The sequence below is a fragment of the Lacticaseibacillus styriensis genome (assembly GCF_030770295.1).
Lineage (GTDB): Bacteria > Bacillota > Bacilli > Lactobacillales > Lactobacillaceae > Lacticaseibacillus > Lacticaseibacillus casei.
The window spans coordinates 1229202-1245226 of the sequence record NZ_CP132483.1; the positions used below are offsets into that span (position 1 = coordinate 1229202).

Genomic DNA, 16025 nt, shown 5'->3' on the forward strand with positions numbered 1-16025 from the left:
AGAAAGCCATGCCAGATATTCGGTTTCACAGTGTCTTTGATATTATCGGTCCCGTCATGGTCGGGCCGAGCAGTTCCCATACTGCCGGGGCGGCACGTATCGGCAAAGTCGTGCGTGATATTTTTGGCGAAAAACCGGAAGTCATTACGATTTATCTGTATGAATCATTTGCCAAAACCTATCGTGGTCACGGAACAGATGTGGCACTGGTCGCTGGACTACTGGGGATGGCGCCTGATGATCCGCGACTGCCGGAATCCTTGAAATTGGCATACGATCAAGGCATCAAAGTCAGTTTTGTGCCGAAAAGCGATAAGGTTGATCATCCTAACACGGCCCATATCGTCTTGCAAGCTGGCGATCATCGACTGGCGGTGACCGGCGTTTCGATTGGCGGCGGTAACATTCAGATCACAGAAATCAATGGCTTCAAGATTTCGTTGAGTATGGGCCAGCCGACTTATATCACCATTCACGATGATGTTCCGGGGATGATTGCGAAAGTGACTGGCATTTTTTCGAATGCAGGGATTAATATCGGCACCATGACGGTCACGCGAACGGCTAAAGGTAAGCAGGCAATTATGATTATTGAGGCTGATGATTATCAAGCTGATATTCTGGCAAAGTTGAAGTTGCTGCCGCACATGCGCAATGTGACTTATTTCGAGTGAATCGCATTTAAAAAGTTGTCACGAATTGCCTGATAAAGGAGCGGAAAATGTTTTATACCGTCAAAGAGCTTGTTGAGCAAAGTCATGCTTTTCCTTCTGTTGCGGCGCTGATGGTGCACACGGAAGTTGAAAATTCGACGCGAACCGAAGAGCAGATCCGCCATTTGATGAGTCGAAACCTTGAAGTCATGGAGCGATCGGTGAAGGAAGGCATCGCTGGCGTTAAAAGTGTCACTGGTCTGACCGGTGGCGAGGCGAAGAAACTGAACACCTATATTACTGACCAGCAATTTATGAGCGGTCAGCCGATTATGGAAGCAGTGCGCAATGCGATTGCGGTGAATGAAGTCAATGCCAAAATGGGACTTATTTGCGCGACACCGACTGCTGGCTCGGCGGGCGTTTTGGCCGGGGTCTTACTAGCAATGCGCGATCGGCTTCATTTGAGCCATGACCAGCAGCTGGATTTTCTTTTCACAGCCGGTGCGTTTGGCTTGGTGATTGCCAATAACGCTGGAATTGCCGGTGCGGAAGGCGGCTGTCAGGAAGAAGTCGGTTCGGCTAGTGCGATGGCCGCGGCGGCGTTGGTGACGGCTAACGGCGGTACGGCCGAGCAGGCGGCTACGGCCGTTGCGATTACCTTGCAAAATATGATGGGGTTGGTGTGCGATCCGGTTGCCGGCTTGGTGGAAGTGCCATGTGTGAAACGTAATGCGCTGGGTGCCAGTCAGGCCATGATTTCCGCCGATATGGCGCTTGCCGGGTGCATTAGTGTGATTCCGGCCGATGAAGTGATCGAAGCCGTGAATCGCGTGGGGATGCAGTTGCCGGCTACGTTGCGGGAAACCGGTGAAGGTGGCTTGGCGACAACACCAACGGGTTTACGGTTGAAGAAGAAAATCTTTGGCAAAGCATGATTGTCGAGGATAACTGAATGAAACATTCGGGCAAGGACAGCTATGATTCATTGTTGATGTCGGTGAATGGCACGTTTTGAAAGGGAGCAGACTGTGATTAATTTATACTTAGTCCGACACGGAGAAACTGCAGGTAATGTTCGCCAGTTGATTCAAGGTGTGACTAATTCGCGCTTGGATGCCCATGGCCGTAAACAGGCATTTGCTCTGGGTTTGGGCTTAAAGGCAAGTGGCTTGAAGTTTGATCGGGTTGTCTCCAGTGATCTCATTCGCGCTCAAGAAACGGCGCAACAGATTCTTTTGGGGATGGACGAAAAACAGCCAGTTGAAACCAATAGCGGTTTACGTGAGGAAAATGATGGTATTTTTGAAGGTCGCGAACTCAAAGATGTTTCAGAAGAAGTTTTTGGCGTCCCGGATTACCATCAACTCGTGACAAGTGGCAAGGTGCCACTTGAGACAATTCCTGACAGGTTTCATGCCGCGGATGTGACCAATCAGGCAGAAAACACCCAACAAATTGTTTCCCGCTATGATTTGGCATTGCGCCGGATTGTCGCCGCAGCAGAAGCCGCTCATGAGACGAGCATTTTGGTCGTCAGTCACGGGACTGCCAGTTTGTTGTGGCTGCTGGCACATGGCGCTGATTTACCCAATCGCACCGAACTCACAAATGCCAGCGTCAGCAAGGTGATGTACCAAAACGGTCGCTTCAAAGTGGACTGGGTGGATAACACGACGTTTCGGGATCAGGGGTTACAAGAAGCGTGGTCACAATGATTGGATCTCAAAAAAGCTGAGAATTGATGATAATTCATGGCTCCCATACAGAAGCGAACGCACTCCAATAATGAAAAAAATGGAGGTGCGTTCGTTTTTAGCTTTCGGAAAGATAACGCGGTAGGAATATATGGATCTTAGTGCCAAGGCGGAGCAATCGGAGGCCAGATGGGCTCAGTGGTGAGATTGTACTAGCCGGGCGGTTTTCCCGGCGTAGTACAAGGCCGAGCTTAGAGACTCTGCCGGTTTTGCAGAGGCTCTAAGTCGTGCCCACCACGTTCCAGCCCAATCTGGCCGGAGATTGCGGAGTTTGGCACGGACCGAAACTTATTGCCTGTGCTTTTCCGCATTGTTTCGGTTAAAAAGATTGTGCACTATCTAAAAATAAGCAGCACGCGTATACTAATGGTGAATCAATCATTGGAGGCGATGTGCGATGAAGATGGCGCCGGAAGTCTATCTTGCAAAGTTAACGAATTTATTGCTGGCACCGGGGACGAGAACCTTTGAGCGAGAGCAGTTGTTGCGGGCAAAGCAGCAAGTTGAAGCAGGGCAAACAGTCGGAACAAGTTGGGATCAGCTAAAAGCCAGTTTGCGGCCGCTTGCGATCCGCGATAATCTAACCCCGGATTTAGCCGATTTTTATCGAACCCAAACTGGGGATGCTGAAGCGGCAAGCGAAACTGATGTGAGTGCGCATTTTCAGCGCGATCTTGCTTATCAGGATCGGGCAATCTTTGCTGGCGGCTGCTTTTGGTGCATGGTGGAGCCATTTGTTGATAAGCCAGGCGTTGAATCGGTTGTTTCCGGCTATACGGGTGGGCACGTTGACCATCCGACTTATGAACAGGTGATCAGCGACACCACCGGCCATGTGGAAGCCGTTGAAATTATTTTCGATACGCGGAAAATGTCGTATCAACAACTTGTCGATCTTTACTTCCAACTAACGGATCCAACTGATGCCTTGGGCCAGTTTCAGGATCGTGGTGGTCATTATCGCCCAGTAATCTTCGTGCGCAATGATGACCAGCGCCGGATTGCCGAAGAAGCGAAGGCTAAGCTAGCAGCCTCGGGTCGTTACTTGCGCCCGATCGTGACAGCCATTGAGCCGGCCGCGACATTTTGGCTAGCGGAAAACTATCATCAGGATTTTTACAAAAAGAACCCGAAACGGTATCGAATGGTTGAAAAGACCCGCCAGCAGTTTCTTAAGTTTCAGCATGCGCAAGGCGATTTAAGGATGCTGTTGAAGCGGCGAAAACGGGCTTAAAAGGTCGTCACTAACGGAGGTGACACAGATGCAGGCGCCTAAACGACATTGGACGGAACGCGACATGCCTGATCTTACTGGGCGATATGCAGTCGTCACTGGCGGCACCAGCGGCGTTGGCTTTGCCATGAGCGCGGCATTGCTGCGACATGGCGCAACTGTGATCATTATTGGGAAAAATCGGCTTAAAGGGCAGGCAGCGGTTGAAACGTTGAAACAGCAAACGCAACGGCAACTGATTTGTTTCATCGCAGCTGACCTGAGTGATCAAACCGCAGTGAATCAGTTGGCAGATGAGCTCCTGGCAACTTTGCCGCGGCTGGATATTTTAATCAATAATGCCGGTGTCATGATGCCGGCTGAGCGCACGGTCACGCGTGATGGTGTTGAATTGATGTGGGCGGTTAATTACTTCGCCGGGTTTATGCTCACTTTGCGTCTAAGCTCGTTGTTAGAAAAAACGCCAAATGCCCGGGTGGTGAACGTTGCTTCGATTGCTATGGGGCGGCCGCATTTAACCTTTAATCAATTTGATGGACGCCATTACCGTCCATGGACGTTTTATGCCAACTCAAAATTAGCTCAGGCGATGATGGCGGTGAAACTCAATCAGCTGTTCCACGAGGCGGGACAATCGGTCATGGTCAATGGTTCGAGCCCGGGATTGGCGGCGACCAGTCTTAAAACCATTCAGTCACGGGCAACAGCTTGGCCAATGCGATTGGCGGCATTGAGCTTTCGCATCATGCCATGGCTGCGGCAGTCGCCTCAACGAGCAGCATTGCCAGCGCTTTACGCCGCAACGGATGCCCATGCACAAGGCGGTGTCGTGTATGCCCCGGCGTCATGGCACGGGCTGCGTGGTTATCCGGGGCTATGGAGCTGGAACAGTCGCCCCGAATTGCATGATCAGGACTTATTAAATCGGCTTTATCGTGCATCGCGGCAGGTTACCGGAGTTTGAAACAGGATATTTTCCAGGCGCGATAAAATCACAAAAATAGTCCAATTTTCTGAAAAGCCGGTTTAATGGGCATGAAAACGGTTTTATATGTGTAGCATATGTTGTGGTGGGTGCGACTATTACCACCAATATCTTGTATATGCAAGACTTACATTTCAATAAATCTTGCGGCATAATAAAGACGTTCGTTATCATACGACGAAATTCAAGCTTAAAGGGGTCTTGTTTCGTGCAAACGTCTGGGAATTATTTTAGTTGGTTGCTGCATCAGTTAAAGGGATGGCCGCAACAAAATTATTATTTGTTTTGGTTTGCTTTTGGCTGTCAGCTCATGACGCTGGTGGATGCCAAAATAACGGCAGTAACGGTGATTACCTTCATCGGCACCACACTTGGCGTTCTTTGTGTTTTGGCCATCAACGCGACCAAAGCCGTTAATGGCTGGCTAGGTCTGTTGAGTGCCGCGTGCTTTATTTTTGTCGGGTTCACCGCCCGCAATTATCTTTCGATGTTTGAACAGGTTGCCTATGTCATCACCCTTGATCTGCCAGTGTTGATCAGTGTGCGGACCTGGAATGACGATACCAAGAATCATTTGAAGACCTTCAACTTGCAAAAGTGGGTGCTCTCGATTGGCTTTACGCTGGTTGTCTGGGCTGTCAGTGCTTACTTAATCGGCCAGTACACCAATGATCCGCGGCCGATTTACGATGGCATGGCGTTCGCGATTTCGCTGACAGGCGGCATTGTTTGCTTCTTGCGTTACAACAATCAATACTTCTGGTGGTTATTCAGCGGCATTGCACAGCTGATTTTGTGGGCGGTCACGTTCGCGCAAGGCGATGCCAGCCTGGCGATGGCCATTAATTCCAGTATTTACGTCATCAATGATATTCTTGCTTTCACGGTCAGCCCATGGTTCAATCGCGGCCGCAAGCAACTTGGCTTAAAGGCACTTTAAGTGGTATTTGGGTGGCCGTTGTGGTAATGTTTTGATTTGTTGTGATCATTTTAATTCGGATAATTGAGGAGCGAGATTTGTGATCTACATTCTGGGTAGTATTGGTGCAGGAAAAACTTCATTGACAAAAGTTTTGTCGAAAGATATGGAAGCCCCTGCGTATTATGAAGATGTTGAAGGCAACGGCATGATTGCCAATATGTTGCAAAAATTTTATGGTGCCGGAGCAGACAGTCGCAAGCGCACAGGTGCCATGTTGCAGATTGCTTTTCTAACCTTCCGTTATCAGCAATTAAAAAAAGCCGTTACCCAAGAAAATGCCATTATGGATTCATCGCTTGAGTCCGACTTTGTGATGGCATCACAGTTACATAAGCATGGTGAAATCGATGATGTCGATTACAATGTTTATGTCACGTTGTCACAGGAGATGCAGAGCAATGTCAACGGTAGTCCGTGGAATGGTTTGCCGGATTTGGCAGTTTATCTGAAAATCGATCCAGACCACGAGCTTGATGAGATCCAAAATCGCGGTCGGGATATGGAAGATATTCGCCAAAAGCCGGAGTTAGTGGATTATTATCGGCGGGTGAACACCGCGTATCAAGAATGGGCTAAAGGTTATACTCGATCATCCATGATTACGGTGGATCGCGATCGCTACGATTTCATCCATTCCGCGGCTGACCGTGCCACGGTACTTGATCAAATCGAAACCAAGTTAGTTGATTTGGGTAAGCTGTCGCCTAAAGAATTTGACGCCTTACAAGCCAAACATGCAGCCGGCCCGATTTCGAAATTTGCTTGATCGATCGCGTTGGCTTTAACAATGACGATATAAACAATGGTCTTCGGTACGCTGACTCGAGTTCGGGTCGGTTGCTGAAGACCTTTTTACGTCTCAACGTTATCGACTTTTTGGCAGATTTGAGCGAAAAAATTTTGCTTCTGTCGAGCGTACCGGTCGGTTGTCGGCAGGTACCGTTCTCACGTAACTTTTATGCTATGCTTAATGAAGCGATGACATTAAATCAAACGGAGCGTCATTGTCTGCACAGCGTGACTTTTTTGGAGGAGGCAATTATTTGTGGCGATTTACGATCAACACATGCACACTTTATACTCATTTGACTCTGAAGCTCAATTGCGCGATTATCTGGCGCAAACCAAGGCGCCGGTTGTGACCACCGAACATCTGGAATTCGATAATCCTGACGATGGCGGGCGCGATGATCTACCGGATTATGCCGGCATGGTACGGACTCAAGCAGCCCTTGCCACGAATTATCATAATGAGATGCTGCTGGGCATTGAGGCCGGCTATTTTGCCCCAGCCGAACCGCGACTGCGCGACTATTTGGCGCATCATGACTTTGATCTTACGTTGTTGAGCTTCCATCATGATGGCAAACATGATTATTTGGACACGCAAATCGCAACACTACCACCCAAGCAAGTGTTGACGGACTATTTTTCACGCATGTTAACTGGTATCCAACGCTTTCATGATGCTGACGTGTTGGCGCATTTTGATTATGGAGTGCGGCAGTTTGAAATAACGCCGGAGCAGTTAGAAGCGTGGGGAAAAGCGGCGCTCGATCAAATTTTTGCCATTGCCGTGGATCATGATCTAGCGTTGGAACTAAACACAAAGTCCATGTATAAGTGGCATAATGCGCCTTTGTATGATCTGGCCATCACCTGGTATCAAGCGGCAGGTGGACATTTGTTTACAATCGGCAGCGATGCACACGAAGGTCCGCACTATGAGGCTAATTTTGCGCAGGCGTTGGCCATGCTCAAACGTCATGGCGTCAAAGAAATCGCCACCTATCGTCATCACAAGCGAACCATGGTGCCTATCGAACCGCCAGTGACTGATGCGAATAATGTGTATTGATCAAATGAAAACACTAAAAAGCCGGCTCGCGCATCGGAGTCGGCTTTTGGTTTACTTCAAATAGGCATAGACAAAGTTAAAACTGTTCCCGGGACTGGTTTTGAGATCGTGCATTTTCGGATTTACCATCCGGGCGGCGACGAGCTGATAAAGCGGAATGGCGCCGGCTTGATTGACTAACAGTTGTTCGGCTTGCGTCATGTCTTTGAACCGCGCTGTCGGATCATTCGCATCAGTTGTGTTGGCCTTGGTCATGAGCTTATCATAGTCGCTGTTTTGCCATTGACCGTGGTTGTACTCACTCGTGCTAGTGAAAAGATCCAGATACGTGTTGGGATCGGGATAATCGGCACCCCACGTACTCAGAACCATATCAAAATTGCGGTCTGACGCGCGTTGTTGGCGATTTTTGGCCGGCACACTGGCGATACTGATTTTAAGCCCCGGCAGATTTTCCTGTAACGTTCCCTGAAGATACTCTTGTGTAGCTTTAACCGCATCAACATCATCACCGAGCAATTCAACACTGACACTCTTGAGGCCGGTTTCCTTCAACCCTTGTTCCCAAAGTGTTTGGGCCTTTTTCTTGTCGTAAGACGTGACAGCTTTAGTGCCTTTAGCGACGGCGGTTGCGAAATCTGTCGAGCTATTTGGCAACTGGCTGAGGTCGGCAGGCGTAATACCGCGGGCAACGATCGAGCCGTCAGCGAGCACATTTTTGACAAAAGAATCACGGTTGATCGCCATTGAAATTGCTTGGCGAATTTTAGTGTTCTTAAAAGCCGGCACCTTATTTTCATTCAACTCCAAAAAGTAAGTGCGCGCCCGCTTGTTGGCAACATACCCAGTTTTACCTTTTTGCTGAGCAGCGAGCTGACCGGTTAACGTGGCGTCATCCAGTTTGCCGGTATGATAAAGGTCAAGCGCGGTATTGCTGTCTTTGACAACCTGAACATCGATTTGCGTCAGGTGGACGTTCCTTTTATTCCAATACTGGTTATTCTTGACTTCCACCCATTTATCGCCGGTTCCGCTCCAGTCCTTAGATTTAAAGGCGCCATTGGAAAGCGTGTAAGCAGACTTGGTGCCGTATTTGTCGCCCCATTTTTGAACCTGTTTGGCCGGTTGCGGGAAAAAGGCGACGTTGTTCAATAGACTATTGAAATATGGGATGGGATGTTCCAAGGTAACTTCCAGTGTTTTGTCGTTAAGCGCCTTGACGCCCAACGTTGACGCAGGTTTCTTTCCAGCGCGAATGTCATCGGCGTTTTGAATGCCGGAATACATGTTGGCCTGCGATGATTTCGTGGCTGGGTTAACCGTGCGCTGCCATGCGAAAACAAAATCCTGAGCGGTCACCGGCGAGCCATCGCTCCATTTTGCATTTCGCAGTTTAAACGTATAGGTTAGCCCATTATTGGTTGGCTTGACGATTTTCGTTGCCATCGCCGGTTGTAAATCATGTCCTTCATACTTATAAAGGCCATTCATGGTGTCAATGATCGCTTGCCCAGAGACGCCTTCGGATGCTTTGCTAGGGTCGAGCGTTTGTAAAACATCCGATTCCATTCGGTGCCAGACCTGCTGCTTGCTCGCACTAGAACTGGTTTTAGCTGATGACTGGCCGCATGCAGCCAGAACCGGAGTCAGTGCAGCGGTCATCATCACGAGCCATTTTTGTTGCGTTTTCAAAGCGAGCCCCTCCATTTCGTAAACTGCTTTTAGGATAACAAGATACTTACAAAAAGCAAGCGTTTTATCTTGGGGAGGGAAGAAAGAATTGACTCAGGAAATTGCCTGAACTTTTAAAATAATCACTAGTTGGTGCGGTCATTTTGTGCTTTCACGAAATGTCAGTTTGACAGTGAAAGTGTGATCGTACGCATCAATGGCCATTTTGCCACTAAGCGTTGTCGTCAATGATTGAACAATGCTCAGCCCTAATCCAACACTTTGAGTGGTTCGTGCGGTGTCAGTGGTATAAAATCGGTCGGCCAACCGCTCAACATGGCGAACCGGCTCTGCCGTATCGTTTGTAAAAATCATGACGATATGGTTGGCATCTTGGCGGGTGAGGGAAAGGCTTGCTTGGTTTTTAGCGTATTTAAGCCAGTTACCGATTAAGTTCTGGATAATTCGGCGTAATAGGGTCTCATCGGTGACAAGGGTTATTCCATCGGTAACGTCAGGCTTGACCTGCAAACCATTGGCAGTGAGCTGATCGTAATAATCGAAAAGTTCTGTTTTGAGCAACGTTGAAACGTCAATTGGCTTGCGATTTAAAGTGCGCGTTTTTTCCTGGATAAGATTGAAGTCCATCAGATAGTGCAGGTAATAGTTAACCGAGCGTAAATTATTGGCGATGCGAGTTAGAAAGGGCTTGGCGTCGGCTGTAGGCTCGCGATCAAGCAGCTGAACGTAGCCAGTAGCGACCGTGAGCGGTGTTTTGATATCGTGGGTCAAATCCATCAGCATCTGGTGGATTTTTTGTTCTTGCTCGATTTGTTCGATCTGCAGTTTGCGCATCTTATTGAGATTCCAATTAATCCCAGCAGTCAGTCCGCGGATCAAAGGAAGGTTGGTGTTACTGGTCACGCCGGCGTTTGTCTCGTGATGATTGATATAGTCTAAATCATGGTTGATCCGTCTCAGGTCGATGATGACAAGCAAAAACAGACTGGTCACCAGCAAGCAAATAAGACTAAGTACGATAATGATTGCAAGCATCATAAAAAAATCTCCTTGTCAAACGAGTCGAACACCGATGCCCCAGATCGAAATGATGTATTTCGGATTCTGAGCCAGATCGTTGATTTTGGTTCGTAAATTGCTGATGTGGACGTTAAGCGTGTTATCGGCATTTAAAAAAGGTTCGCCCCAGACCTGTTCGTAAAGTTGGCGTTTATCAAACACTTGATGAGGATCGCGCATCATGAGTGCCAATATGGCGTATTCTTTTTTGGGTAAAGTCAATGGACGGCGGTTGACGGTGACAGCATGGCGTTTTGGATCGAGTACAATTTCGCCAACTTGTAATGCATCATCTTCCTGTGCGGTGGTGGGTTTATTTTGACGTAGCTGAACCTGAACACGCGCAAGCAACTCGTCGATGTCAAACGGTTTGGTTAGATAATCATTAGCTCCTTGTTTTAGCAATGCCACGGTTTTCTGCTTATCCTGAATAGCGGTCAAAACAAGGACCGGGACTTGCGAAGTTTTGCGGATTGTGGTCAGAACACTCTCGCCGGTGACATTCGGTAACATGAGATCGAGAATTACAAGATCAGGGTGTGTTTGGTGAAATTGCGTTAAAGCCTGAATCCCATCGAAGGCTTGGACAACCTCGTAAGTCGGTGCCAGCACATCTTGTAACAGCGCTTGTATATCTTTGTGGTCTTCAACAATTAAAATTTTAGCCATGATGTCGCGACCTCCTACTAATGACAGTGTAAACTAACAAGCCTGGATGCCACAATTTAGGTTTAATTAAGGATTGATTATGCTAGTAATTAAGAAAGACTCGGTAGTCTGGAATTGTAGGATAAAAGCAAATTAAAATTTTGGAGGCTAAGCATCATGAGCGAACCAATATTAACGATTCAACAGGTTAGCAAACATTTCGGCCATTTTCAGGCATTAGATCACATCAACTTTACCGTTGAACGCGGCGATATTTTCGGTTTGATCGGCGAAAACGGGGCAGGGAAAACAACCCTCATGCGACTTATTACGGGACTTTCGCCGATGCAAACAGGGACAATTACGTTATTAGGGGAAAATGCCGGGCACTACCAGCGCGCATTGAGTCGCATTGGTGCTGTGATCGAAAGCCCAGCCGCGTTTGAAAAATTGACCGTCTTACAAAACTTACGTCTCTGCGCCATTCAACACGGCATTGATGATCAAAAAGTGATTGCTGAAACCGTTGATTTTGTGGGTCTTCAGGAAAAACAGCGAACACAAGCACGCCACCTTTCATTAGGCCAGCGGCAACGGTTAGGACTAGCATTGGCTATTTTGCCGCGCCCAGATTTTTTGATCTTGGATGAACCGATTAACGGACTGGATCCATCCGGCATTATGGAATTTCGCCTTCTGCTCAAGCGGTTAAACGAAGAACGGCAAACAACGATGCTGATTTCGAGTCACATTTTGAGTGAGCTTTATCAGGTTTCGACAAGGTTTGGCATTATTCACCATGGCAGAATGATCAAGCAACTGAGCAAGACCGAATTGGATCAAGCGAATCAATCAGGCCTGACCATAACAGTTGATCAAGCGCCTCTAGCCGCGCAGGTACTTGACCACAACGGTTATAAACCTTTCGACGTGCTTGACGATCATCACCTGTTGTTGCGCAAGGGGGATGTTGATGCTGCCCGCGTGAATCAACTATTGGTGACAAATGGCGTCTTGGTTCAAGACATCAGTCATCAGACTGGCTCACTGGAACAATTCTATCTGCAATTGTTGGGTCAGACAGAAAAGCAGGGGGCCAACCATGATTAATCAAATTCGCGCAGACTTCTATAGACAATTGCATACGGTCGGCATGTATCTGATGTTGGGTGTGACAATCTTTTATGCTGTTTGGGCAGTGTTAGCCAAAAGTGTTGGTGGTGTCACGGTGTCAGTTGGCAGCAGTGTTTTTGCACAAATTGCTGATCGGCCGTGGACGGTGTTGTTTGGTTTGAAAGCCGCCAATATGACCGCGACGCTATTGTTGTACTTCTTTATTGGCGTCTTCGTGATTGTCTTTGGGTACGAATTCACGCAAAAAGTTTACAAAAACACGTTGATTTCCGGAATCTCGCGACTGCAATTCATATTGGCAAAGTATTTGGTGATGTTGTTGGACCTGCTGATTTTATTTACGGTTAACTTTGGCATGGTGCTTATCGGTGGGTTAATCAAAGGCAGAGCATTAGGCGGAAATTGGTCAACAATTTTGCAGACAATGGGGCTAAGTATTGTTGCAGCGACCTTTTTTCTGAGTGTTGTCTTCAGTCTCGGCGTTTTCTTGTTGATCGCAACCGGCTCGATGACAATTGCTACGATTGTCGTGGTGCTTTTCCCGATACTCATCGAAGTCCTCAATCTTATCGCACATTGGGGCTGGCTCAAGTATTTTAATTTCTTTGGTGTTTCGCAGAGTCTCGGCGTTGGCAGTATGAAAATGAGCGCGTTGCCGCCGTACATTGCGGTGAGTTTTGGCTTTCTGATTGTGATGATTGGGTTGTCGGTTTTGATTTTGCGGCGGAAGGAATTGTAGGGTGGTTTAAGAGGCGTTCTAAACGAATAAACCAGCATGTGCCGGACTTTCGGTCAGGCTACATGCTGGTTTTTGTCTCACATATTGAGCAGATTAAAAAATGGAAAAGTATTGTTACGATGTCTGGTTATTTACTTGCTGAAAAAACATCAAAAACGTCTGCGCTGCTTTTGACAGCGGCGTATTTTTTGTCCAAATGAGTGTCATTTGTGTCGCAAGCTTAGGCGAAAAGGGCACAAACTTTAATGATATTTCTTCTTGGTTCAGGAGCCGACTGATGCCGACTACGTAACCCAATCCCGCCTCTGCAAGTAATCCAGCATTATAGATTAAATTGTAACGAGCGACAATTTGGCTTTCGGAAAAATGATGACCGGCCCATTTTTGCAACATTTCTACGACCGATTGTCTTTCTGAAACAATGAGTGGGTGCCCGCTTATCTGAGGGGCGGAGATACCAGGCAAACTAGCCAAGGGATCATTAGTTGGTATAAGTAACCCCCAAAGATTTTCGCCGTTAATTTTGCTAAAAGCATATTTGTAAGTGTCAGTTGGATCAATCACAACGCCAAAGTCCAACAAACCTTGATCAAGTCGTTCTGTGATTTCATCGGCATTACCGCTATAAAGTTGCAGCTGGATGCTTGGGTATGCGACTAACAGCTGTTTAACGGCGCGCAGGATGGTGCGGTTGAGATGGGATTCGCCGAGACCGATTGCCAAATTGCCGCCGATGATATTTTCATCCGTGATATCGGCAATTGCAGTTTCTGTTAGGTTGAGAATCTGACGCGCACGATTGACCAAATAGGTACCATTTGCCGTTAGACTGATCGCCCGGCGCTTGCGCTGAAAGAGTTTGGTGCCAAGCTCGGCTTCAAGTTCTTGCATTTGTCTGGACAAGGCGGGTTGAGAAATGTGAATCTTATTGGCTGCGGCTGTGATGGTGCCCGCATCCGCAATGGCCACGAGGTAACGCAAAGTTCTTAATTCCACTGAGAAGCCCCCTAATGAAACGATCTGCCTGGATGGAAACAAAACCTCAGACGAGATGAATCGGGACAGATTGTTTCGTTTGAGATTTAGTCTTTTCGGTTGATGAACGCATGTTGATTTTAAATATAGAGAAAACACATAACTTAACATGTTATATAAGCATTATACATTTTTAAACGTCTGACCGATAATGGAAGAAAACATAAGAAGGCACAAGCAATGAACGATAAAGATCAACAAGCAGGCATTTTTGGATTAGGTGCGGTTAATAGCGCGTATCAACAATATTTTACTGGAAAAAGTTATCTGAAAAGTTTAGCAAATGCGTCCGATGGCGTTGACGTGCACGTGTCCAATGTGACTTTTGAACCCGGATGCCGGAATAACTGGCATATTCATCACAATGGCTTTCAAATCTTATTAGTTACGAGTGGTGAAGGTTGGTACCAAGCGGCCGGTGAACCTGCACGCTTATTACGTCCAGGCGATGTCGTCACGATATACGAAGGCGTCAAACACTGGCATGGGGCGACCAAAGATAGTTGGTTTAGTCACGTGGCAATTACCAAGGGGACCAGTGAATGGTTAGAGCCAGTCTCTGATCAAGCTTATGCACAACTACGGGAGGTAAAGTAGCATGGTAAAACAAACAGCCGGACGCAAACAATTGGGTGAATTTGCACCACAGTTTGCTGCTCTTAATGATGACGTGTTATTCGGAGAAGTCTGGTCAAAAGAAGATGAACTATCGGCGCGCGATCGTAGTCTCGTTACAATTGCATGCCTCATGACCAGCGGCGATTTTCCGCAACTAAAGGCACATCTGCGTATGGGCAAGGAGCATGGCATCACCAAGAAAGAAGTGGTTGCTGAAATTACCCATCTAGCCTTTTATGCAGGGTGGCCAAAAGCTTGGTCTGCGTTTGCTCTGGCAAAGGAAGTCTATGGGGAATGATTAGATTGGCGCGCGATTGACTAAAACTATGGATTTTATCAGCTAAAAATTGGCAAAGACTTGGTGGCCGTGAGCGACTGAGGCTTTGCCTTTTTTTCTGTGAATGGGGTTGTCATCGGCATTCAGAAGAACTACGCTAGTTCTATGGATATCGAACAAAAAGACGAGAAAATTGCAAACATTTTTAAAGTCCTTGGTGAACCGCATCGCATTGAGATTTTGCGGATACTTTACCACGCGGGACGAGAGCTGACGTGCTCGGAGGTTAGTGCGCATCTTAATTTAAGTAAATCAACGGTCTCGTATCATTTTCGCGCCATGCGATTAGCGGGGTTAACACATACACGCCAAGTAGCCCAAACCAAGTATTTATCTATCAACGAGGCAACTTTTGATCGGTTTTTACCAGGCTTTCTGGCGACACTTTAATTTTTTGCCTTTTAATTCGATATTCATCGAATAAAGGGGGATGCACAATATGCTTAGGTTATTTTACGCATCAGGCACCAGTGCAATGGCGCCGCATATTTTGTTGACAGATGCTGGTATGGATTTTGAGGTGGAAAAAGTCAACCTGGATCGCAAAACTTGGCAAGGCGGTAATTATAATCAGATCAATCCCAAGTCATATGTGCCAACGTTGCAAATTTCACCGTCAACATATCTAACTGAATGCGCTGTTATATTGGAGTATATAGCTCGAAAAGCTAAAGGTGATTATCGAAGCTCAGAGGACAGTATGGCTTACTGGCAGGAACGCATGTGGTTAAATTATATTGCGACTGAATTGCACAAAAATTTTATATCGCCATTTCGCCGTGGTAATTGGTTACCGAATACCGCGGTTTCAAAAAAGTTGGTGTGGCAACGGGTGGCACCGCGATTGCAGTACGTTGAAACACGACTTCAAGGACCTTGGTTGATGGGTAATAGGTTTACGATGGCGGATCCGTATCTTTTTGTCATGACTAACTGGATGCGACGGCTTGGTTTTTCGTTTGATGGGTTGCAGAAGTTACAGGCGTTTGACGAATCAATGCGTGAGCGGCCTAGTGTGAAAGAGGTACTTAGGGTTGAGGGCAAGCCGCATAGTGTCACGGATGTATAAAAATGGATAAAGCTATTTTGAAACCTGTTAGTTGTCTAGCAGCATTGCGGTATAAGTTTGAATGTTTTTGGAAGCCGATCCTGGATATGATCAGATCATCTATCTTTATAAAGCATTGAATTCTAAATGGTTTGAAGTTTTTCCGATGTTGTGAATTCTTTTGAATTCTTGTCTGGTATTAGGAAGTCGTAGAACAAATGATTTAAATAAGAAATTAGGAGCGAT

18 protein-coding genes are annotated in these 16025 nt (G+C 47.1%); 14 read left to right on the plus strand and 4 right to left on the minus strand.

Going from position 1 to position 16025, the window contains the following annotated elements; translation table 11 throughout:
• Nucleotides 1-8 precede the first annotated feature (8 nt).
• From sdaAB to LACSTY_RS06020, 8 genes are all read left to right on the plus strand, one after another.
• Nucleotides 9-674: an L-serine ammonia-lyase, iron-sulfur-dependent subunit beta gene (sdaAB, locus tag LACSTY_RS05985; RefSeq protein WP_087912013.1), complete on the plus strand. Its 666-nt coding sequence runs from the start codon at nt 9-11 to the stop codon at nt 672-674.
• A gap of 47 nt (nt 675-721) precedes the next feature.
• Nucleotides 722-1591, plus strand: a complete 870-nt coding sequence (gene sdaAA, locus LACSTY_RS05990; RefSeq protein WP_049169582.1) for an L-serine ammonia-lyase, iron-sulfur-dependent, subunit alpha — start codon at nt 722-724, stop codon at nt 1589-1591.
• Between the two features lie 93 nt (nt 1592-1684).
• Nucleotides 1685-2371 carry a histidine phosphatase family protein gene (locus tag LACSTY_RS05995; RefSeq protein WP_087912014.1) on the plus strand — a complete coding sequence of 229 codons (687 nt, stop codon included), beginning with the start codon at nt 1685-1687 and terminating at the stop codon, nt 2369-2371.
• A 442-nt stretch (nt 2372-2813) separates the two neighbouring features.
• A complete protein-coding gene (gene msrA / locus LACSTY_RS06000; RefSeq protein ID WP_087913248.1) occupies nt 2814-3644 on the plus strand; it encodes a peptide-methionine (S)-S-oxide reductase MsrA in 831 nt (276 codons plus the stop codon).
• 28 nt (nt 3645-3672) lie between these two features.
• Entirely contained in the window at nt 3673-4608 is a 936-nt protein-coding gene (locus LACSTY_RS06005) for an SDR family NAD(P)-dependent oxidoreductase (RefSeq protein WP_087912015.1), read from the plus strand.
• Nucleotides 4609-4837: 229 nt separating this feature from the next.
• The gene (gene pnuC / locus LACSTY_RS06010) at nt 4838-5569 is read left to right on the plus strand and encodes a nicotinamide riboside transporter PnuC (protein ID WP_010488807.1); all 732 of its coding nucleotides are present in this window, start codon (nt 4838-4840) and stop codon (nt 5567-5569) included.
• Nucleotides 5570-5648: 79 nt separating this feature from the next.
• Nucleotides 5649-6377 (plus strand): deoxynucleoside kinase, encoded by a 729-nt coding sequence (locus LACSTY_RS06015; protein ID WP_087912016.1) that lies wholly within the window; start codon nt 5649-5651, stop codon nt 6375-6377.
• Nucleotides 6378-6656: 279 nt separating this feature from the next.
• Entirely contained in the window at nt 6657-7469 is an 813-nt protein-coding gene (locus tag LACSTY_RS06020) for a PHP domain-containing protein (protein WP_087912017.1), read from the plus strand.
• A 51-nt stretch (nt 7470-7520) separates the two neighbouring features.
• Here LACSTY_RS06020 and LACSTY_RS06025 read toward each other — a convergent pair whose 3' ends face one another.
• The 3 genes from LACSTY_RS06025 to LACSTY_RS06035 form a co-directional block, all read right to left on the minus strand.
• Nucleotides 7521-9161 (minus strand): peptide ABC transporter substrate-binding protein, encoded by a 1641-nt coding sequence (locus tag LACSTY_RS06025; RefSeq protein ID WP_087912018.1) that lies wholly within the window; start codon nt 9159-9161, stop codon nt 7521-7523.
• A 138-nt stretch (nt 9162-9299) separates the two neighbouring features.
• Nucleotides 9300-10196, minus strand: a complete 897-nt coding sequence (locus tag LACSTY_RS06030) for a sensor histidine kinase (RefSeq protein ID WP_025012605.1) — start codon at nt 10194-10196, stop codon at nt 9300-9302.
• Between the two features lie 18 nt (nt 10197-10214).
• On the minus strand, nt 10215-10889 hold the full coding sequence (locus LACSTY_RS06035; protein WP_087912019.1) for a response regulator transcription factor: 675 nt from the start codon (nt 10887-10889) through the stop codon (nt 10215-10217).
• 156 nt (nt 10890-11045) lie between these two features.
• Between LACSTY_RS06035 and LACSTY_RS06040 the strand changes: the two genes are divergently transcribed.
• Together LACSTY_RS06040 and LACSTY_RS06045 are read left to right on the plus strand one after the other, a co-directional pair.
• Nucleotides 11046-11978 carry an ABC transporter ATP-binding protein gene (locus tag LACSTY_RS06040; RefSeq protein ID WP_087912020.1) on the plus strand — a complete coding sequence of 311 codons (933 nt, stop codon included), beginning with the start codon at nt 11046-11048 and terminating at the stop codon, nt 11976-11978.
• Nucleotides 11971-12741: an ABC-2 transporter permease family protein gene (locus tag LACSTY_RS06045; protein WP_087912021.1), complete on the plus strand. Its 771-nt coding sequence runs from the start codon at nt 11971-11973 to the stop codon at nt 12739-12741. The genes LACSTY_RS06040 and LACSTY_RS06045 overlap by 8 nt, the downstream gene beginning before the upstream one ends.
• 114 nt (nt 12742-12855) lie before the next feature.
• Here LACSTY_RS06045 and LACSTY_RS06050 read toward each other — a convergent pair whose 3' ends face one another.
• Nucleotides 12856-13737 carry a LysR family transcriptional regulator gene (locus tag LACSTY_RS06050; protein ID WP_087912022.1) on the minus strand — a complete coding sequence of 294 codons (882 nt, stop codon included), beginning with the start codon at nt 13735-13737 and terminating at the stop codon, nt 12856-12858.
• A 219-nt stretch (nt 13738-13956) separates the two neighbouring features.
• On the opposite strand from LACSTY_RS06050, the gene LACSTY_RS06055 reads away from it, so the two are divergent.
• The 4 genes from LACSTY_RS06055 (at nt 13957) to LACSTY_RS06070 (ending at nt 15800) form a co-directional block, all read left to right on the plus strand.
• Nucleotides 13957-14373, plus strand: coding sequence for a cupin domain-containing protein (locus LACSTY_RS06055; RefSeq protein WP_087912023.1), 417 nt, complete (start codon nt 13957-13959; stop codon nt 14371-14373).
• A 1-nt stretch (nt 14374) separates the two neighbouring features.
• Nucleotides 14375-14692, plus strand: a complete 318-nt coding sequence (locus tag LACSTY_RS06060) for a carboxymuconolactone decarboxylase family protein (protein WP_087912024.1) — start codon at nt 14375-14377, stop codon at nt 14690-14692.
• 144 nt (nt 14693-14836) lie between these two features.
• Nucleotides 14837-15121, plus strand: a complete 285-nt coding sequence (locus tag LACSTY_RS06065) for an ArsR/SmtB family transcription factor (protein WP_087912025.1) — start codon at nt 14837-14839, stop codon at nt 15119-15121.
• Nucleotides 15122-15170: 49 nt separating this feature from the next.
• Nucleotides 15171-15800, plus strand: coding sequence for a glutathione S-transferase family protein (locus LACSTY_RS06070; RefSeq protein ID WP_087912026.1), 630 nt, complete (start codon nt 15171-15173; stop codon nt 15798-15800).
• The last annotated feature ends 225 nt before the right edge of the window (nt 15801-16025 follow it).